Raw genomic sequence first — 18,391 nt, forward strand, 5'->3', positions numbered from 1 at the left:
AGTCATGGCTTGGACACGCAATGAAATGGCACAACGTGCTGCACAAGAACTTGAAAATGGTTTTTATGTCAATTTAGGGATTGGTTTACCGACCCTAGTTGCAAACTATATTCCTGAAAATATGGATGTTTGGCTACAGTCTGAAAATGGTTTACTCGGTATCGGCGAGTTTCCAACAGAAGAAACTGTGGATGCAGATCTCATCAATGCAGGTAAGCAAACCGTCACGGCACGTTCTGGCGCAGCATTTTTTGCGAGTTCAGAATCATTTGCCATGATTCGTGGTGGCAAAGTCAATATTGCAATTTTAGGTGCAATGGAAGTTTCTGAAACAGGTGACCTTGCCAACTGGATGATTCCCGGCAAAAAAGTCAAAGGTATGGGCGGGGCTATGGACTTGGTTGCAGGTGTCCAAAAAGTTGTGGTGTTAATGGAGCACTGCGCCAAAGATGGTTCGCCTAAAATCGTTAAAAACTGCGAGCTACCTTTGACAGGAAAAGGCGTGGTTGACCGTATTATTTCTGATTTAGGTGTTTTTGATATCACCGAACAAGGGATTAAATTGGTCGAACTTGCAGAAGGTATCAACTTTGAAGACGTTCAAAAAGTCACAGGTGTGCCAATTCTTCATTAAAGTTCTCATACAAATATGACAGCGATTAAAAATTTTATATTTTTTAATCATGTTTATACTGAGTTTAATGACTTAAATTGACTTGTATCAAGCGATTTAAAATCTGATTATCTCTAAACATAGACCCAGTATATGTTTTTCATACTGGGTCTATTAAAAATCTATTCAGAAACAATCATTCCTCAATTCACATATCATCATAGACTATTAATTTATAATCATATTTTCATATTTCTTGTACTTTACTTGGTAACCAATGAACAAAAATGAAACCGAATAACGTTATACATCCTGCAAAAATAAAAATCCATTCTCCAGAAAATTGCTGCCAATAATGTCCTGCTAAAATACTACCGCTAGCAACACCAAGTCCCCACATGGTGCTATATAATGCCTGCCCTCGCCCTTGTTGTCCTAAGCTAAAATTTTGAAAAATAATACGCATTGCCAATACATGAAATAAACCAAAACTAAAAGCATGTAATGTTTGTGAAAGAAATTGCATCAAAAAACTTTCAGGAAATGTACCTACCAATACAAAACGAATTCCTGTCATTAACAAACATAAACTAACCAAAATGCGCCAAGAAAAATGCTTAAGAAAAAATGTGGCATATGCAAACATTATGATTTCAGCAATTACCCCAACTGACCATAAAAATCCAATTTCAGTTGTACTAAAACCAGCTTGTTTTAAATAATTACTATAAAAACTATAAAATGGCGCTTGAGCAAAAAGCATAACGAATTCGATGCTAAAAAAAGCCCAAACGATAGGACGCTTTAAAATAGGCAATAAAGGTTCTAACTTTTTTTGCGCTTGTGGTGCATGTTTTGGCTCATGAATGGTAAAAGACCACAGAAATGCAGTAAATGCTATACATAACAACATGATGGGTAACATTGAAATTGTGACAATTTCGAGTAATGCACCAATACTAAATACACCAACGATAAAACCCACCGATCCCCATTTTCTAACTTTGCCATACAGCTCAGCTCTACGCTCTCCCAACCAAAATAATGTCACACCTTCAAATTGAGCTAAAATAGCATTTTGGAAAAAACTAAAAATAAGCATCAATAATGCAACAGACTGAAAGTTATTAGGAATAATAAAAATTAGTAACCAAATAACAGCTTCCATCCATGTTGCTAGTCTAACCAATAGCATCCTTTTGCCTGACTTATCAGCAATCCATCCCCAAATAAATGGAGCAAAAAAACGAGTAATAATTGCAATAGAGGACAGAAGACCAATTTCATTAAAGCTAAAACCCTGATTTTGCAGGTATAAGCTCCAATAAGGCATGAATGTTCCAACAATTGAATAATAGAAAAAATAAAAAGCACCTAGTTTGTGTTGGATTGGCAGAGCGAGCATAGAGTTGTATTTACTTGTATTTTCAAAAAGTTATAAACTTTTCAAGTTGTATAGGAGTGTACCAAAACAGATGGAGTGGTATTTTTTTGGTATACAAATGAGTATACAAAACCATTTTAACTAAATTATTTCAAAATTTGTATGCAGTTTAATTTACAAGCAAAACAGCTCTCTTCTTAATACTTTGTCTAATTTTTCCTCCCCCTATCTGATCAATAATTTTTAAGCTGCCTATATGGCAGTGAACACAAAATCGATTCAAGAAAAATCCTGCAACTTTTTCTAAGCTGCCTACATGGCAGTGAACCCTGAGCTGTGAGTTGTTCTGACTCAATAAGGATTTCTAACTGCCTACATGGCAGTGAACCAATTATCGCAAAAGCAGTAAAAATGCTTTGATTTCTAAGCTGCCTACATGGCAGTGAACCTGTGCGAATGCGTGTTGTCTGCTTACCATCATTTCTAAGCTGCCTACATGGCAGTGAACTTCTAACATCTCAACAATTAATTTAGATTTAGTTTCTAAGCTGCCTACATGGCAGTGAACCGGAATTCCTGAAAATCTGAATCACTGTATAATTTCTAAGCTGCCTACATGGCAGTGAACTTGTTGATCAATTATTTAAAGAATTTGATAAATTTCTAAGCTGCCTACATGGCAGTGAACTTGGTTTTGTATCTCCCTTTGGAGGGGCGTCGTTTCTAAGCTGCCTACATGGCAGTGAACTCGTGCTTATATAGCTGCACCTCTTGAAATATTTTCTAAGCTGCCTACATGGCAGTGAACTCCAACTGGTGAGCATATCATTACTATTTGATTTTCTAAGCTGCCTACATGGCAGTGAACGAGCACAATGCGCCACGTACCGCACCGCAGCTATTTCTAAGCTGCCTACATGGCAGTGAACGTTATGAAGTGACTGCTAAACCTTTTTTTTCATTTCTAAGCTGCCTACATGGCAGTGAACTAAAAGATGATGTCATTTCATCAAGTCGTTATTTTCTAAGCTGCCTACATGGCAGTGAACCACATTGGACGGTCATTATTGGCTTGGACTTCTTTCTAAGCTGCCTACATGGCAGTGAACGTGGTCAACAAGCCTTAATTGCGTTGGCGAATTTTCTAAGCTGCCTACATGGCAGTGAACTTCCCATCAACTTTTGAACACCCACTAAACTTTTTCTAAGCTGCCTACATGGCAGTGAACGCAATTATCGCAAAAGCAGTAAAAATGCTTTATTTCTAAGCTGCCTACATGGCAGTGAACTGGGTGCGTTTTCTGCTGTTCTAATTGTTTCGTTTCTAAGCTGCCTACATGGCAGTGAACTTAAATTATATGATGCTTCAATATCTAATTTTTTTCTAAGCTGCCTACATGGCAGTGAACTCCATCTATGGCATCTATATTGACTATCATTATTTCTAAGCTGCCTACATGGCAGTGAACATTGAGATAAACGAGTATGCAATGATCCTTGATTTCTAAGCTGCCTACATGGCAGTGAACTTTTATTGGCTGCGCCTACTCGTTCGGGTAAATTTCTAAGCTGCCTACATGGCAGTGAACCTTTTAGTGCTGCAGTCTGTTTCATCTCGATATTTCTAAGCTGCCTACATGGCAGTGAACCAACAAGCAGCTTTACAAAATCAACAAGCAATTTTCTAAGCTGCCTACATGGCAGTGAACATTGGATTAACGAATTACAAGTTAATTGGCTCTTTCTAAGCTGCCTACATGGCAGTGAACGCCTTGTTGAGTGGGAATATATAACTGAAAAATTTCTAAGCTGCCTACATGGCAGTGAACCTGATACTTACGATCCTGAAAAGCCGAGTCTTTTTCTAAGCTGCCTACATGGCAGTGAACTATGTGGAAAATGTTGTCACAGATAGGCGAATTTTCTAAGCTGCCTACATGGCAGTGAACTTTCTGTTCTTGGGCTGTAACAGTCTGCAGCTTTTCTAAGCTGCCTACATGGCAGTGAACAACGACTTAATATTTCGTCGTCGGTGGGGACATTTCTAAGCTGCCTACATGGCAGTGAACATACTGAGCTAGGGAACGAAGTGCTTGGTAATTTTCTAAGCTGCCTACATGGCAGTGAACACGACAATTTTAATGGTAGCGTAAAAAAAATATTTCTAAGCTGCCTACATGGCAGTGAACAATTATCACCGTATTTAATTGGGCTGTCTGTTTTTCTAAGCTGCCTACATGGCAGTGAACAAACAACGCATTACGGCTAAAGCGGGTACACATTTCTAAGCTGCCTACATGGCAGTGAACTTTTTTATTTCTCTTTTTTATCATCGGGCAAATTTCTAAGCTGCCTACATGGCAGTGAACCACTGTATGGGTAAAGGCGGTATTACAAGCAATTTCTAAGCTGCCTACATGGCAGTGAACTTAACCCCTCCTAATATTTTATCACTCGCTGTTTTTCTAAGCTGCCTACATGGCAGTGAACAGGCGCAGACATTAAAGCCTCTAAATCTACAGTTTCTAAGCTGCCTACATGGCAGTGAACTACTTAAATCGTCATACCATTTCACACATTCATTTCTAAGCTGCCTACATGGCAGTGAACGTCAGCCGTTGCACCCGCAGCGATTGTGGCAGTTTCTAAGCTGCCTACATGGCAGTGAACGAAAATAAAATAGATACAACAAAATTTGTATTTTTCTAAGCTGCCTACATGGCAGTGAACTACTTAAATCGTCATACCATTTCACACATTCATTTCTAAGCTGCCTACATGGCAGTGAACTGGAAGCTGCATCACAAGGTATTAAAGTCAAATTTCTAAGCTGCCTACATGGCAGTGAACATAAGTATTATTTTCACCCTCAAAATGACATATTTCTAAGCTGCCTACATGGCAGTGAACATTGGTGAAGATTATGCACTTTTAGGCTATAATTTCTAAGCTGCCTACATGGCAGTGAACTAAACTTTTACTTTAATTACTTTTAATGTTTGTTTCTAAGCTGCCTACATGGCAGTGAACTATCTTGACCATATATAAACATTTTTTTAGCATTTCTAAGCTGCCTACATGGCAGTGAACGATATTTAATCGAAACTACTTTTCAAAGTTACTTTCTAAGCTGCCTACATGGCAGTGAACTTTATAGGGGTAAAAATTTACCCCTACAAATATTTCTAAGCTGCCTACATGGCAGTGAACTATGACGTTAATTCTATGTATCCTTTTGCTATTTTCTAAGCTGCCTACATGGCAGTGAACATGCAAAAGCATTTTTTAAAAAACTATTTATATTTCTAAGCTGCCTACATGGCAGTGAACTTCAAACGTTAATATAAAAGTTTTATATTCATTTTCTAAGCTGCCTACATGGCAGTGAACCCTTTTGTAATTGAGCTGTTATTGTATAGTCATTTCTAAGCTGCCTACATGGCAGTGAACAATTAGCTCGACACTCATTGAATCATTTTTTGTTTCTAAGCTGCCTACATGGCAGTGAACTGTAATTTTACAACAAAAAATAAAGCTATAACAGTAGTTTAACCCTTAAAATCCATAAAAGACCCAAGTTTTAAACTACTATCATAACTTATTGATTTTATTAAACTGTTAAAGAGTGATAAAATATTGGGTTAAAATTCGGGTACAGATGACACCGAACTTAAACCATAAGTGCTAAAAACCTGAGTTTCAGATTTTTCAGCAGATTGCTTTTCAATAAACAACTTAAATCGATTTTTATCCTGTTCGTCAGAAGTACTCAAACTTAACATTTGGATATAAGGCAAATCTGTTGTTGTCACAACATTGCTATAACGAGCCAAAGCTTCATCAAAACCAATATCGCCACGTTTTACCCGATGCCGAGCCAAACGTTGTGCATTGGTTTTAACTTGTTTTCGCTTATATATAGCATAGCCAGACACTGTTTTAGGTACTTCACGAATTGAAGTAATATGTACATAATCAGTGAGTCGATCCAGCCATTTTTGAAAATCAAGTTGCTTTAAATCATTTTCAGATTCAGCAAAAAGGCGTAATTTTTTTCCTAAATTTACTTTTGCTTTTTGACTTTCTGTTTTTTCTTCAAAAATATACTGTGGAAAAGACACACCAATATTCACTTTTTCATTCACATCTTTTATTTCAGCTAATGCAATATGCAACTGCGTAAATAGTTTTGACCAAATAAAATACGGGGAAATCTCAGCTTGATCAATCAAGGTGATTTCCTGATAAAATTTCATATTCAGGCATCCTTTCCACTTTGACCAAATACACCACCACGTACTAAAACAGCCATCACATAATGTTCCTGTTCAGCATTTTCCAAAGTTTCACCTAAAGCATATTTATCAAATAAAGTAAAAAAGTCTTTTTTATCTTTAGGTGTTCGGTAAGCCTTTCCTAAATTCGTCACAGCACCATAAGGTTCTATCGCAATCGCGGTATTTTTATTGTCAAATTCAGGATACCAAGTATCAATTGTACGTAAAGCATTGCCAACTTTTTGTGAATGCATCGCAGCTACATCATTGACATGGTACAGAATTTTACTCTTTGTCCCCTTACCTTTATCCAGTACCAATTCTTCACTTGGATAAACCTCTTGTGCTTTACCGACTAAAGCATAGGCTTCAACCTTGATCAATAAATAAGGAATTTCACCTTTTAAAGCTTGTGCAATTTGATCTGCTAAACTTTGAATTTTGACATCCACTTTTTCAAACTGATGTAATGAATAATCTAATGCATTAAAGCTAACTGCTTCCTGATCATTGATCTGCACAATCACTTCAACTTTTTCAGCACCTACTCTGTTACGCCATAAAAAGCGAGCATTGGCAATGTTTAAGGCATAACGCTTTGCAAGCTCAGTAAAACCATATTTTTCAATATAGTTTTTAGCAACAATTTGGTAAGAATCTAAAAAAGTTTCATTATTACAAGCAGATGGATTTTCTATTCCACCCAAAACTTTCAATGTAAATGCAACTTTCAAAGTGTCTTGATTTTCTGCCAATGCGCATGCATCGACTGTTTGTAAATTTGCTTTTTCAACCTCAGCATTCAGCTTTAATGGGTCGCCTGCAACTGCGGGTTTTAAACGATTTGAAATTGTGCCTCGTACTGATTTTTCGATGAGCTTTAACGCGGTTTGCTCAGTTCTGTTTTCCCAACTTGTTCCATAAAAATATCCATCTGATGGAACCAGCTTCTTTTCAAATGCCAATACACTTGCAACTGCTTTGTCATTTTTAGCCATGAGTTTTATTCCCTTTCAATATTAAGTTAGTTTGTTTTAAAGTTTTGGCAAAGATATAAATTATTTTCCAGATCAACATGATATTGCCATAACAGTTGATCAATACTTTCTATACGGTACGGCATTTTGAATTCACCAAGTGTAAGTACACTTTCCGCAAAACGGTGTGGTGTATCCATATCTCTTTGATTTTTAGCTTGACCTAATTCAGAGATGCCCTGAAAACCAACAGCAATTGGAACCAACCAGCCTTGTGCTTTACGTTTAGATGACCAAGTTACTTTGTCTGTATCATCAACCACTGAACTATGTGTTACTTTTAAATAATCCAACACTGCATCTAAAGCATCTTTACCTTCGTTCATACTGTCAATGACGAGATCACGGCGTTCGATCAAAACATGCCCAAGCATCAATTTATTTAAAATTGGATGTAGTTCCTTGTCGATTTGTTCTTCATCATCAAAGTCAAGAATTTCACAATTTCTGACAGCCAGAACATCACCACTTGCAAATTTCATACTGCTTACAAGAGATTGAATTTGTTCTAAAAGAACTTCTCTTTTCTTTCGAGTTAAATGATCAACTTCTATTAAAAGAGAAACTTCTAAATGACAACGCGCTTCTTCAATAAATGCAGGGCGGTTTCCATCTTTATCTAAAGGATTTGCTGTACCTACAATAGAATGTACAAAATCCCCTCGCCCTTTATAGGTTTGCAAATCAAACTCATGACAACTGATCGCAACTTTGCTCAACTCAACATCACAATTTTGGGCATTTAATTTACGTTGAATCGCATGTACCGCACCCAACCAAGCGGTCATTGCAGGAAATCCAATGGTGTAGGGGCTACTCATTGCATTGGCATTATGGATTTTAATATGCGGAATCAATAAAAAATGGCGCATTAGAAAAACTCCTGTGCTTGTTGTAGTGATTTTTCTACACGCTGTTTAACATCAATTAATTCACCTGTACCCAATATAAATGCATCATTAATGACTTTTTCATAATTAAGTAGAATCCATCGAGCGATCTCTCGGCTCACATCGTTTCGCCAATCATCATTGTCTTCACGTTGTTTCGAATATATTTGATCTAACCAGACACGCTGTATTTTGGGCAAACCTGTGTAATAGTCTTGATTTGACCAACCTGCATCATAATATTCACGGATTGTTAATGCTTTAAATAACACCTGATCAATCACATATTGGATAATGTTTCTAATGGCAGTACGAATATCAATATTGTTTAGATCTAACTGCATGAATTTGTGTAATTGAACAAAACTTTCCTGAAAATTCTTTCGATATAAACACTGTGCAAAAAAGTCTGTTTTTGGTAATCGTATTGAGCGTTTTTCTAAAATTGGTGGATAACTTGCCAATAAATACGCTCTGCCCGCATTTTGGCTATTTAAGACACTGACATTTTGCGGTTGAGTTCCACCATATGCTGTTACTGTCAGATCATAAATATCTGAAAAGCCATATGCGTCATGCTCATTTTTTTTACGATTTTCTTTTGCTTGTTTAGTTTCATCAGAAAAACGCATTGCATCAATATTCTGTTTTAATTTTGTCATCAAACCAGATGGTGTTAATAGCGATAGCAAATGATATTTACCCTGCTCGACAGGAAAATATACTTGCTTGATCAGGTGATCTGTTTTATTAGAATTATCACCATTTTTAATCACCAAAAATGCCTGACGTAATGCATCAAAATCTAAGGATTCTTGCTGAATCATCGTTTTAAGTAGTTGATCTTGTTGCTCAAAGCCATCAAGTACCGTATATTGATCAGTTAAATCAAGCGATAAAAATTTATAAACATCCATAGCAGCTGCATTGCCAAATACATCCAATGGATAAGTGACATTACCACTACGTAAATAACCATCTACAGCATGTTTTACTTGGGCAATAACACTTGAAGTCCTCGCACTTGGATGGCTAAATTTACTCGGATGGCTGACCATTGAAAGTTGAGAAACTCGCTTTGCCGCATCAGGCAACCATTCCTGCAAACTGAATTTACTATTCGCCTGTTGTTGCAATTCAGAAATTTCAGCATCATTCTTGGCTTTCTTTAAACGATCTTTTAGCCATAACTCTTTTCGTTCATTTAAAAAATTATGAATATTTGCAGTCATGCTTTCCCCTTATTCATTCTTCTAATTCCTCAATTATTTATCTAAAACCACTAAGCCAAATTGTTCCGAATAAATCAGTTTTTTATCCTCATCATATTCAGGCAACATTATTTCCCCATAACGCTTTGACAGTTTTTCTATATTTCCTTCAATATCTTCATTTTCTGAAGGTTTTTCAACTGCCATACGACATAATATGTCGTAATAATTACGATTCAGCCAAAGTCTTTGCTTTTCAAGTTCATTCAATTCAACAAATGTGATGTTATAAAAACCATCACGTGCAATATATTCGCCAAAATCATTTTTTTCACAAAACACAAGCTTGCCGTTTTGCCATGTCACAAATAACTGAATATTTGGTGAACTCTGTCGAAACGGATTAAAACGTTGTGGCAATGCTGTCAAAAACCAATATTGCGTTAACCACGCATTTAATGGCTTTGCACCTTTTTTAGTATAGGACGTAAGCGCATCAGCCATAACAGCATGTTCTAAATCAGCCAGCTTTTTTGTCGGTTGCAAAGGCTGATTAGCCTGAATACGTGGAATCGCATTTATCCCAACCTCTAAAATATTCTGATCCAGCAATTGCTTTAAATCTTTACTTTCTAATCTAAAATTACCTTTATCAGAGTTGACTTCAAAACCAGGCTTTTCAAAAGCCACTTTGGCATTTTTTAAGCCCCTTAAATTGTATTGCAACAGTGCAATATTTGGCTTTTCGATATCTTGTGATAATTTTCGATGTCTTAAAACACGACCTGCCAACTGAATAATTGACCGATACGAAGATGGCTCTACAATTGCCCAATCAAAGTCATGATCTCGCCCAACCTCTTCCACAGGCGTTGCAACTAAAATAAAAATGACATGCTCATCATCGGTTGAATCTAAATGCGCTCTAATGGCTTCATTTGAAAATGATTTGGGTTGCTCACCTTGTTTTTCTTTACGTTTCAACACTTCATCTAAATGTCTTTCTTGCTCACTACGCAAAAGCAAAACCTGACGACTATGATATGCCATCACTCGTGGGGAAACATTTTCAGACCATTCAGCATTAAGTAAATAACGTGTTAAGCCGACACAAGGTGGAATATTTGCTACCCGAATCACACCGAAAGAAACTTTCTTCCCTGTTTTAATATCGACTGTATGGTGATCTTGATGTAGATGCTCAATGTTTTGTCGAATTCTTTCAAAATATTGATTTTGTAGACTTTCATCCAAGCGATCTACAGGTTTTGTCGCAACTAAATCTTCACATTCAATAATATAAGCCTTATGTTTAATGATTTGCTGTGTAAGCTCATTCGCTCGAATTTTTACAAATTTATCATGTGCATTTTGATAGCTCGGAATAATCTGAGCTTGATCTTTAACTTCAATAGATTGAATTTGAGTTTTAAACTCATCCACCCACATTGAAACGACATTGCGCTGTTTTAACTTTTTAAAAGCGCTGTAAAGCATCCAACCCTGTTGATAAGCATTAAAAAAACCTTCAGCCAATGCAGGTGGAATGGTTGCAGACGAAATCATCACTTTTCGCCCTAACATGCCTGCCAAATGTACCAACCGTGCAATTGCAATCAAGTCCTGACCACCAAAATCGTCGACTTCATCAATGACTAAATCAGAAGAAGACAACCTCAAACTTGGTAAAATATATTTTCCACCTCGCTTGGTTTCGGTTGCAGAAATAATATGGTCTATCGTACAAGCTAAAACAGGTTTATATAAAAATGCTTTATTACGCTCTGCCTGATTTTCAGGAAATAAGGCATTCATAAAATCAGCTTGTGGCATGGACTCATAATCCAATTCATTTCCCAATAATTCTTCTAATGACTCAGAACCAATTTCCTCTATATCTGTCTCTACTTCTTGCTGTTTCGCATTATTTTTATGATGAAGTTCCTGTACTGCTTTAGAACCAATCAATACTGCAAGTTCATCATTGCTTAAACCAATATCATTGCGATATGAGTCACCTGTTTGCAAGGTCAGCGTCCGTAAACCCAATGCCAATACATAACGCAAGGATTGATCTTTGGATAAGGCTTGCATAATTTTCGCATTGGTAATCGTTTTTCCCTTGCCCGTGCTTGCCATATTGACAATAAACCAGCCTTGTTCAGTTGCACTTTCATTTTTTTGAATAAAATTTTGAATGCCTTTAACTGCTTGATCTTGCCATTCAAAACCTACAGGGCTTTTCTTTTTTAATTTTGCAATATCATAAGCAGGTTCCATATCATCAGCCAATCGACTTAAAGACTGCGCCACACGCATGGCAGTATCACTGACATGAACCAAATGCTCATCTAAATATTGTTTTGGCTTTTTGGTTTTTGAGTCTGTATTAGCTCTTAAAGTTAAATCTGTTTTCCAATTTTTATCTGCATTACAGGAGGAATAATAATGATCACCCAGCATTAAACATAAACGTGTATGATGCAAAATAACACGCCAACTGCCATCTGCAATGATTTGAGAAAGATGCTCAGACTGCTGTTGTAAACGTGCGGACCATTTCTTAATTTCCTTTGTCCATCTTAATGACTTGCTCAATAAGCCTTGCTCAAATTCAAAACACAATTTTAAGCGTTGTTGATATTCTTTTTCTTCAAACTTATTTTGATAACCCCAATCCACTTCAATAAGTTCAAACAATTCATCTAAACTTGTCGCAGGTTCACTGGTGTAACTTTTTAATGTTTTATCATCTTTAATATTGGGTAGACGATGATGTGAAACAATCAACCATGCCACTAACTGTGCTAACGGTGGCAAATATTCTAAAACTCTTGTTTGATCTAAATTTTTACTAATGGTTTGCTTTAATATATTTTCATCCCAACTTTGTTCAGTGAGCAATTTTAGCCATGCCTTATCTGTTTCTATATTTCCAGATGACTGCACCAAAGCATTGAGTAATAAACATGAAATCCATTCATGTCTGATTGGGTCACCTTTAAATTGATGCTCTTTACTCAATAATTTTTGCTGAAATAAAACAGTTGCTTTGCCCCAATCATGTAATAAAGCTGAAACAGCAACCAAGGCTTTGATTAAAGGTAAATAATGCCAGTCATTTTCCCACTTGTTCTGATCCAGCTTTTTCTTTGTACTGTTTACAGGAACAATTCCCTCAGAATTAAACTTATTCCGATTCCCCACAATCCAAAGCAACTCGCTACGTCGCCTACCTCGAATCCAATGACAACTCACCGCTGTACTTTTAGTCACCGTTTTACGCAGTAACTTTTTCACCGCAATCAAACCATCTTCGGTAATCACGGTTTGCCAGGTGTTATCACCAATTCGATCTGCGAAAGCATCCAAGACACGGCGTGTCCGTGGAATGGCTTTCTTTTCACATTGGGAAATGAATGTCACAATCATAGCGCTTCACCATGCTCATCGTGATTTTTGCAAGCTTGCAATTTCACTTGATCAAACATTTCATCCAAGCATTTATGCTCTGTAAATTTCTGCAATAACTGCTGTCTAAATTCCTGTTCCTTCATCCTTTCTTTTGCACAAATAAAGGCATAAGGCAAAACCACAGCATCCTTAATCAAATCGGCAATATCAAACACCAAAGCCCCACGGCGGGTTTTACCGTGCATCACCGCAAAGCCATGCGGAATCCCCAAAACCCAAAGCGTGGTTGCAGCCAATCCGTAAGCCAAATAATTGCCATGATTGAGAAAATCATTTGCTAAATCGCCTTGCTCAGGATTACGACTAAAATCTTTTAATCCTGTGCGTGTAGCAGCAATTTTATAAAGCTGTTTGGTGGTTGCAGCCTCAGCAAGCAGTAAATCACCTACTTTTGTCATCTGTGGAATTTTATTGCTAAAACCATTGAGTGCCATTTGAATATCCAAGTCATCTATATGAAAAGCATATTCTTTTAAATCACGATCTTTAGACCAAACTTTTTTGATAAATTCAATTCTTGCCAATTGGAACTGTTTTGCGACCTCAAGACGTTTTGCATCATCAAACCAGAATTGCATCCATCCTTGCATATATTCCGTAGGTCTATACTCACTCTGAGGTGTCATCCATTCTATTTCACAGCCCATAAATAAAGGCGTTCCGCCACCGCCTGTAAAGCCCACCAAAACGCCTGCACTTGCAAGCATCCGCATCGCAGCTTGAGTAATCGAGGTTCCTGTACCGAGCATAATCACTGTGGTATTGGCAATGGGGATATTCCAATACTGGTTTTCATTTTTAGCTTCTGTCAGATACAGTACCCGACCATCTTTTTGCATGACACGGGCATGTTCAAGGTAATAGAGATTGGCACGTTTAGAATGTAAAATCGCTTTTAAATCTGAGGGATTGAGCTGCTCCATTTTATATTTAACATCCTATTTATTATCATTAAGTCCATGAAATATAAATAACATATTTATTTTTATCTACAAGTACAACATCTCATTTAAACGACAAATGATGTCGTACAATTGATCATTGGATATATTCTTTTTTTATTTAACCCATAAAAAAGACCGATCTAAGTCGGTCTTTTTTATTTTAAAGCGAATGCTTTACATTATGCACGTTCAAGCAGTACCGCAACTGCAGGTAGTGTTTTACCTTCTACAAACTCAAGGAATGCACCACCGCCAGTCGAGATATAACCAATTTTGTCTGCAACTTCATATTTATCAATCGCAGCCAAAGTATCACCACCGCCTGCAATCGAGAAACCAGCCGATTCAGCAATCGCCAATGAAAGTGCTTTAGTACCTTCACCGAATTGATCCACTTCAAATACACCTACAGGGCCATTCCAAAGAATGGTTTTTGATGTTTTTAAGATTTCAGCAAAGGCTTTTGCAGTTTCAGGACCGACATCCAAAATCATGTCATTGTCTGCAACATCTTCAACTTTTTTCACTACAGCTTTTGCAGCAGCAAGCGAACCTAAGAAATCGTCAAAATTGATTTCTGACGCATCAGCAACAACAACATCTGTAGGAAGTGGTACAGAAACTTTGGCAGCAATCGCTTTTGCAGTGTCGATCAAATCATTTTCACATAATGATTTACCAACGTTGAAGCCCGCAGCAGCAAGGAAAGTATTGGCAATACCCCCACCCACAATGATTTGATCACAAATATCAGAAAGTGAAGTCAATACATCAAGTTTAGTCGAAACTTTAGATCCTGCAACAATTGCCACCATTGGTTTTTCAGGGGTTTGTAATGCACGACCTAATGCATCCAATTCAGCAGCAAGTAATGGACCTGCGGCTGCAACTTTTGCCAGACGTGCAACACCTTCAGTTGATGCTTCTGCACGGTGTGCTGTACCAAATGCATCCATCACGAATACATCGCAAAGTGCTGCATATTTTGCAGCAAGATCAGGATTATTTTTCTTTTCACCCACGTTGAAACGACAGTTTTCAAGTAATACCACTTGACCTGCGGCAACTTCAACACCATCTAAATATTCAGTCATCAATTTTACGTTTTGACCCAAAGCTTCCGTCAAATACGCCGCAACAGGAGCCAATGATTGTTCTGCTTTCGCTTCACCTTCAACAGGACGACCGAGGTGAGAATAAACCATGACCGCTGCACCTTTTTTAAGTGCCAGTTTGATGGTTGGTAATGCAGCACGTAAACGTGCATCACTTGTAATTACACCATTTTTCACAGGAACGTTTAAATCTTCACGAATCAGAACACGTTTGCCCGTTAAATCAAGGTCAGTCATACGCTGAAAATTCATGTATAGCTCTCTTTTAGATATAAAAAATCGCGTTGATTCTAAATGATTACACCAAAAAAGGTTAGCGACTTTTGTAGAAAAGCTGTAGAAATGTTGAGATTTGATTATTATAGAGCAAACTTCAAATCTTTATGTGCTTATGTCTTTTCATCCTGATCCAAAAATTAACGGTTTAAATGTCTTTGGTCACCCTTTGGCAAGTTGTTGTTTTTCTCCAATTACAGGTTATTTTCGTAATGGTTTTTGTCATACTGCGCCCAGTGATTTGGGGCAGCATACCGTCTGTGCGGAAATGACGTCTGAATTTCTAAGTTATTCTCAACGTACAGGAAATGATCTTATTACCCCTCTTCCTGAGCATGGTTTCCCTGGCTTACAACCAGGTGATTTTTGGTGTATCTGTGTAACACGTTGGGTTCAAGCCTATCAAGATGGGCAAGCGCCACGTGTAAAAGCAGAGGCTTGTCATCAGGCAGTACTCTCTTATGTTCCCTTAGATGTGTTAATGGAATATTCGGTTTAAAAGATTATGTCTAATTTAATTGCAAATTTACCTGACATTATTTTGGCATCATCGAGTCAAACACGACAAGATTTAATGAATCGTTTGCGACTCGATTATCGTTGTATCGCACCTGAAATTGATGAATCCCCGCGTGGTGAAATGCATGCCGATGATTTAGCTCAACGTCTAGCATTTGAAAAAGCCCAAGTTATTGCACAGCTTCATCCTCAAGCCATTGTGATTGGTTCCGATCAGGTGGCATGGCGTGAACATGCACCTCAGGACTTTATTGGCAAACCTTTAACTGTCGAAAAAGCCATTCAACAACTTCAAGAAAATTCAGGCAAAAATGTTTATTTCAGTACGGCATTGAGTGTGCAACATTTGGCTTCTGGTTTTGAACAGACTTTGGTTGAACATTATCATGTGAAATTTCGTGATTTAAGTCTTGAAGAAATTCAACGCTACATCGAAATAGATCAGCCGTTATATTGTGCAGGCAGTTTCAAATGTGAAAGTTTAGGCATTTCGTTATTTGAACAAATGATTGGGCAAGATCAAACTACTTTGATGGGTATGCCGATGATTCAGTTGTGTCAAATTTTAAGAACTTTGGGGATTTCTCTTCCCTGAAGTTTCAATCTCAAATGATCATTTGAATAAAAAAGAGGTGTTCTAAATTATATGCTGGCTAAAATTATTAACTGATGTTACGCATTGGATTTAAATTAAATAGCTGAAAAAAGCAAAAGCTAAATTTACACGACGGGATCTTACATCTAAAGTTGAAATTTGGGATTAGCCTTCAGCTTGACCTACTCTTACGAAACGATGTTTCTCATTCGGCAAAATGAAAAGCGAAGCTTTGCAAGAAAACCATCTTGCAGACTCAAAATATATTTTGAGGATCCTCACCGCAAAACTCGTCGACCACCGCAAATTGATAAATACATCGCAGAAACATTTCTATCCAAAGTAGTCCTGCCTCAAACACGTTGCGGATGACGTTTTCGCGTATCCACATTTTTCTAGCTCCAAAGTTTAATTTTAGAGTTACTGCGTAACATCAGTTATTAAGAAAATAGTGGATAGTATTTTCTTAAAATTTACTGTGTTTTCAAATTTTCATCATATTTGATGAGAGTTTAAAATAAAATCAGTATACTTTTTAAAACACTGCTCAAATTAAAAGTGCCGCAAGTAGCATGCTTTCTTAAACAGCGCTGATCGACTACACATCATTTAAAACAGCCTGAGTAATTTGACTCGGAGATTTGTGGTCTAACACTTGCGCCTCATCACATCTCATAAGACAATACCTCCAATATTGATCCAAATTTGCTTAGGCTATTTACATGTCACAACCATTAGACGTATTGGGCGGAATCACCGCTGAACAGTTTCTCTCAGAATATTGGCAAAAAAAACCATTATTAGTGCGTAATGCTCTTCCTGAAATTGCTGAGATTTTAGTGCCTGATGATGTCATGGAACTGGCATTGGATGAAAATGTCACTGCACGTTTAATCAAACAAAAAGACAAAGATCCAAATCAATGGACTGTGAAAAACTCACCGCTCATCAAAGGTGATTTCCAAAAAATGCCCAAGCTTTGGACTTTACTCGTTCAGGCGATTGACCATTACTCTTTTGATTTGGCTGAGCTTTGGAAAAAATTTCCATTCATTCCACAATGGCGACGTGATGACATTATGGTGTCATACGCACCTAAAGGTGGTTCTGTAGGTCAGCACTTTGATTTTTATGATGTATTTTTAGTACAAGGTTTTGGGCATCGTCGTTGGCAATTGGGGCAAATGTGTGATGCTGATTCAGCATTTATTGAAGGACAGCCCTTAAAACTCCTGCCTGAAATGGAGGTTCATTTTGATGAAGTGTTGGCGCCTGGCGATTTACTCTATGTACCCCCGGGTTTGTCACATTATGGTGTTGCTGAAGACGATTGCCTGACCTATTCCTTTGGTTTCCGCATGCCAAATGTCCCTGACATGATGGATCGGGTTTGTGATAAATTTTCTGAAAATACTGCATTAAAAAATCCACTCATTGATATTATTCGTGACCAAGTTTCACGTGCAGGTGAAGTCACTGAAAATGAACTGGCTTATTTAAAAGCAGAAATTTTTAAACAATTACAAAACTCAATGGTTTTGGATGATGCCATTATGAGTTTAATGTCTGAATCCAAATATCCTGAAAATATTCCTGAAGCGGAAACATTGGGTACAGGTGATCTGGAAGAAGTTCTTGAGCAAGGTTATTTGATCCAACTTGAGCCTGCTTCACGCTTACTTTACTCAGATCAAGATGAACAAGTGTTATTTTGGGCAAATGGTGAAGGTATTTGTATTTCTGAAGCATTTACACCACTTTTACAGCAAATTGCAGATGGTCAAAGTGTTGAGCTCAATCTTGATTTGGCGGATGACGAAATTTTGGAAGATATCGTGATGCTGTTAAATGAGTCGATTTTAATGCTTGTTCCAACAGAACAATAATTCTATCTTCAAAGAAGTCAAAGTGTTGCACTATGCTTTGACTTCATCTGTATTATGGTAAAATCTCTAAAATTTAAAATAGAATCTTTCTTATTTCTAACAATTCAACACTTGAGAAAACGTTATAAAATTGGCAACTTAGCACTATAAATATTAAGTTGGACAAACTA

The 18,391-nt window shown here is 37.3% G+C and carries 12 protein-coding genes and 1 CRISPR repeat array; of the genes, 4 read left to right on the top strand and 8 right to left on the bottom strand.

The window, feature by feature from the left end; translation table 11 throughout:
- Nucleotides 1–4 precede the first annotated feature (4 nt).
- On the top strand, nucleotides 5–634 hold the full coding sequence (locus HX005_RS14350) for a 3-oxoacid CoA-transferase subunit B (protein WP_286377868.1): 630 nt from the start codon (nucleotides 5–7) through the stop codon (nucleotides 632–634).
- 226 nt (nucleotides 635–860) lie between these two features.
- Here HX005_RS14350 and HX005_RS14355 read toward each other — a convergent pair whose 3' ends face one another.
- The 8 genes from HX005_RS14355 to HX005_RS14390 form a co-directional block, all read right to left on the bottom strand.
- Complete coding sequence (locus HX005_RS14355; protein WP_286377869.1) at nucleotides 861–2,018, bottom strand: MFS transporter; 1,158 nt, start codon at nucleotides 2,016–2,018, stop codon at nucleotides 861–863.
- A gap of 219 nt (nucleotides 2,019–2,237) precedes the next feature.
- Nucleotides 2,238–5,507: a CRISPR direct-repeat array (repeat unit 28 nt; unit sequence TTTCTAAGCTGCCTACATGGCAGTGAAC).
- Nucleotides 5,508–5,638: 131 nt separating this feature from the next.
- Entirely contained in the window at nucleotides 5,639–6,253 is a 615-nt protein-coding gene (gene cas6f, locus HX005_RS14360; RefSeq protein WP_286377870.1) for a type I-F CRISPR-associated endoribonuclease Cas6/Csy4, read from the bottom strand.
- A 2-nt stretch (nucleotides 6,254–6,255) separates the two neighbouring features.
- Nucleotides 6,256–7,272 carry a type I-F CRISPR-associated protein Csy3 gene (gene csy3, locus HX005_RS14365; protein WP_286377871.1) on the bottom strand — a complete coding sequence of 339 codons (1,017 nt, stop codon included), beginning with the start codon at nucleotides 7,270–7,272 and terminating at the stop codon, nucleotides 6,256–6,258.
- A gap of 26 nt (nucleotides 7,273–7,298) precedes the next feature.
- The gene (gene csy2, locus HX005_RS14370; protein WP_286377872.1) at nucleotides 7,299–8,183 is read right to left on the bottom strand and encodes a type I-F CRISPR-associated protein Csy2; all 885 of its coding nucleotides are present in this window, start codon (nucleotides 8,181–8,183) and stop codon (nucleotides 7,299–7,301) included.
- Complete coding sequence (gene csy1 / locus HX005_RS14375; protein WP_286377873.1) at nucleotides 8,183–9,433, bottom strand: type I-F CRISPR-associated protein Csy1; 1,251 nt, start codon at nucleotides 9,431–9,433, stop codon at nucleotides 8,183–8,185. Before csy1 ends, csy2 begins: the two co-directional genes overlap by 1 nt.
- Before the next feature lie 33 nt (nucleotides 9,434–9,466).
- Nucleotides 9,467–12,844 (bottom strand): type I-F CRISPR-associated helicase Cas3f, encoded by a 3,378-nt coding sequence (cas3f, locus tag HX005_RS14380; RefSeq protein WP_286377874.1) that lies wholly within the window; start codon nucleotides 12,842–12,844, stop codon nucleotides 9,467–9,469.
- Nucleotides 12,841–13,809 (bottom strand): type I-F CRISPR-associated endonuclease Cas1f, encoded by a 969-nt coding sequence (gene cas1f, locus HX005_RS14385; RefSeq protein ID WP_286377875.1) that lies wholly within the window; start codon nucleotides 13,807–13,809, stop codon nucleotides 12,841–12,843. The genes cas3f and cas1f overlap by 4 nt, the downstream gene beginning before the upstream one ends.
- Before the next feature lie 200 nt (nucleotides 13,810–14,009).
- Nucleotides 14,010–15,197, bottom strand: a complete 1,188-nt coding sequence (locus HX005_RS14390; RefSeq protein ID WP_286377876.1) for a phosphoglycerate kinase — start codon at nucleotides 15,195–15,197, stop codon at nucleotides 14,010–14,012.
- Between the two features lie 139 nt (nucleotides 15,198–15,336).
- Between HX005_RS14390 and HX005_RS14395 the strand changes: the two genes are divergently transcribed.
- The 3 genes from HX005_RS14395 (at nucleotide 15,337) to HX005_RS14405 (ending at nucleotide 18,221) form a co-directional block, all read left to right on the top strand.
- On the top strand, nucleotides 15,337–15,720 hold the full coding sequence (locus HX005_RS14395) for a DUF2237 family protein (protein WP_286377877.1): 384 nt from the start codon (nucleotides 15,337–15,339) through the stop codon (nucleotides 15,718–15,720).
- A gap of 6 nt (nucleotides 15,721–15,726) precedes the next feature.
- Entirely contained in the window at nucleotides 15,727–16,335 is a 609-nt protein-coding gene (locus HX005_RS14400; protein WP_286377878.1) for a Maf family protein, read from the top strand.
- A 722-nt stretch (nucleotides 16,336–17,057) separates the two neighbouring features.
- Nucleotides 17,058–18,221 carry a ribosomal protein uL16 3-hydroxylase gene (locus tag HX005_RS14405; RefSeq protein ID WP_286377879.1) on the top strand — a complete coding sequence of 388 codons (1,164 nt, stop codon included), beginning with the start codon at nucleotides 17,058–17,060 and terminating at the stop codon, nucleotides 18,219–18,221.
- Nucleotides 18,222–18,391 lie beyond the last annotated feature (170 nt).

The sequence above is a fragment of the Acinetobacter sp. R933-2 genome, from assembly GCF_030325485.1.
Classification (GTDB): domain Bacteria; phylum Pseudomonadota; class Gammaproteobacteria; order Pseudomonadales; family Moraxellaceae; genus Acinetobacter; species Acinetobacter sichuanensis.

Excerpts from the sequence above, each read along its gene's own strand:
- cas3f (WP_286377874.1), bottom strand. The coding sequence starts at position 12,844 with ATGATTGTGACATTCATTTCCCAATGTGAAAAGAAAGCCATTCCACGG.
- cas6f (WP_286377870.1), bottom strand. The coding sequence starts at position 6,253 with ATGAAATTTTATCAGGAAATCACCTTGATTGATCAAGCTGAGATTTCC.
- HX005_RS14355 (WP_286377869.1), bottom strand. The coding sequence starts at position 2,018 with ATGCTCGCTCTGCCAATCCAACACAAACTAGGTGCTTTTTATTTTTTC.
- HX005_RS14390 (WP_286377876.1), bottom strand. The coding sequence starts at position 15,197 with ATGAATTTTCAGCGTATGACTGACCTTGATTTAACGGGCAAACGTGTT.
- cas1f (WP_286377875.1), bottom strand. The coding sequence starts at position 13,809 with ATGGAGCAGCTCAATCCCTCAGATTTAAAAGCGATTTTACATTCTAAA.
- HX005_RS14405 (WP_286377879.1), top strand. The coding sequence starts at position 17,058 with ATGTCACAACCATTAGACGTATTGGGCGGAATCACCGCTGAACAGTTT.
- csy3 (WP_286377871.1), bottom strand. The coding sequence starts at position 7,272 with ATGGCTAAAAATGACAAAGCAGTTGCAAGTGTATTGGCATTTGAAAAG.
- HX005_RS14350 (WP_286377868.1), top strand. The coding sequence starts at position 5 with ATGGCTTGGACACGCAATGAAATGGCACAACGTGCTGCACAAGAACTT.
- csy2 (WP_286377872.1), bottom strand. The coding sequence starts at position 8,183 with ATGCGCCATTTTTTATTGATTCCGCATATTAAAATCCATAATGCCAAT.
- HX005_RS14395 (WP_286377877.1), top strand. The coding sequence starts at position 15,337 with ATGTCTTTTCATCCTGATCCAAAAATTAACGGTTTAAATGTCTTTGGT.
- HX005_RS14400 (WP_286377878.1), top strand. The coding sequence starts at position 15,727 with ATGTCTAATTTAATTGCAAATTTACCTGACATTATTTTGGCATCATCG.
- csy1 (WP_286377873.1), bottom strand. The coding sequence starts at position 9,433 with ATGACTGCAAATATTCATAATTTTTTAAATGAACGAAAAGAGTTATGG.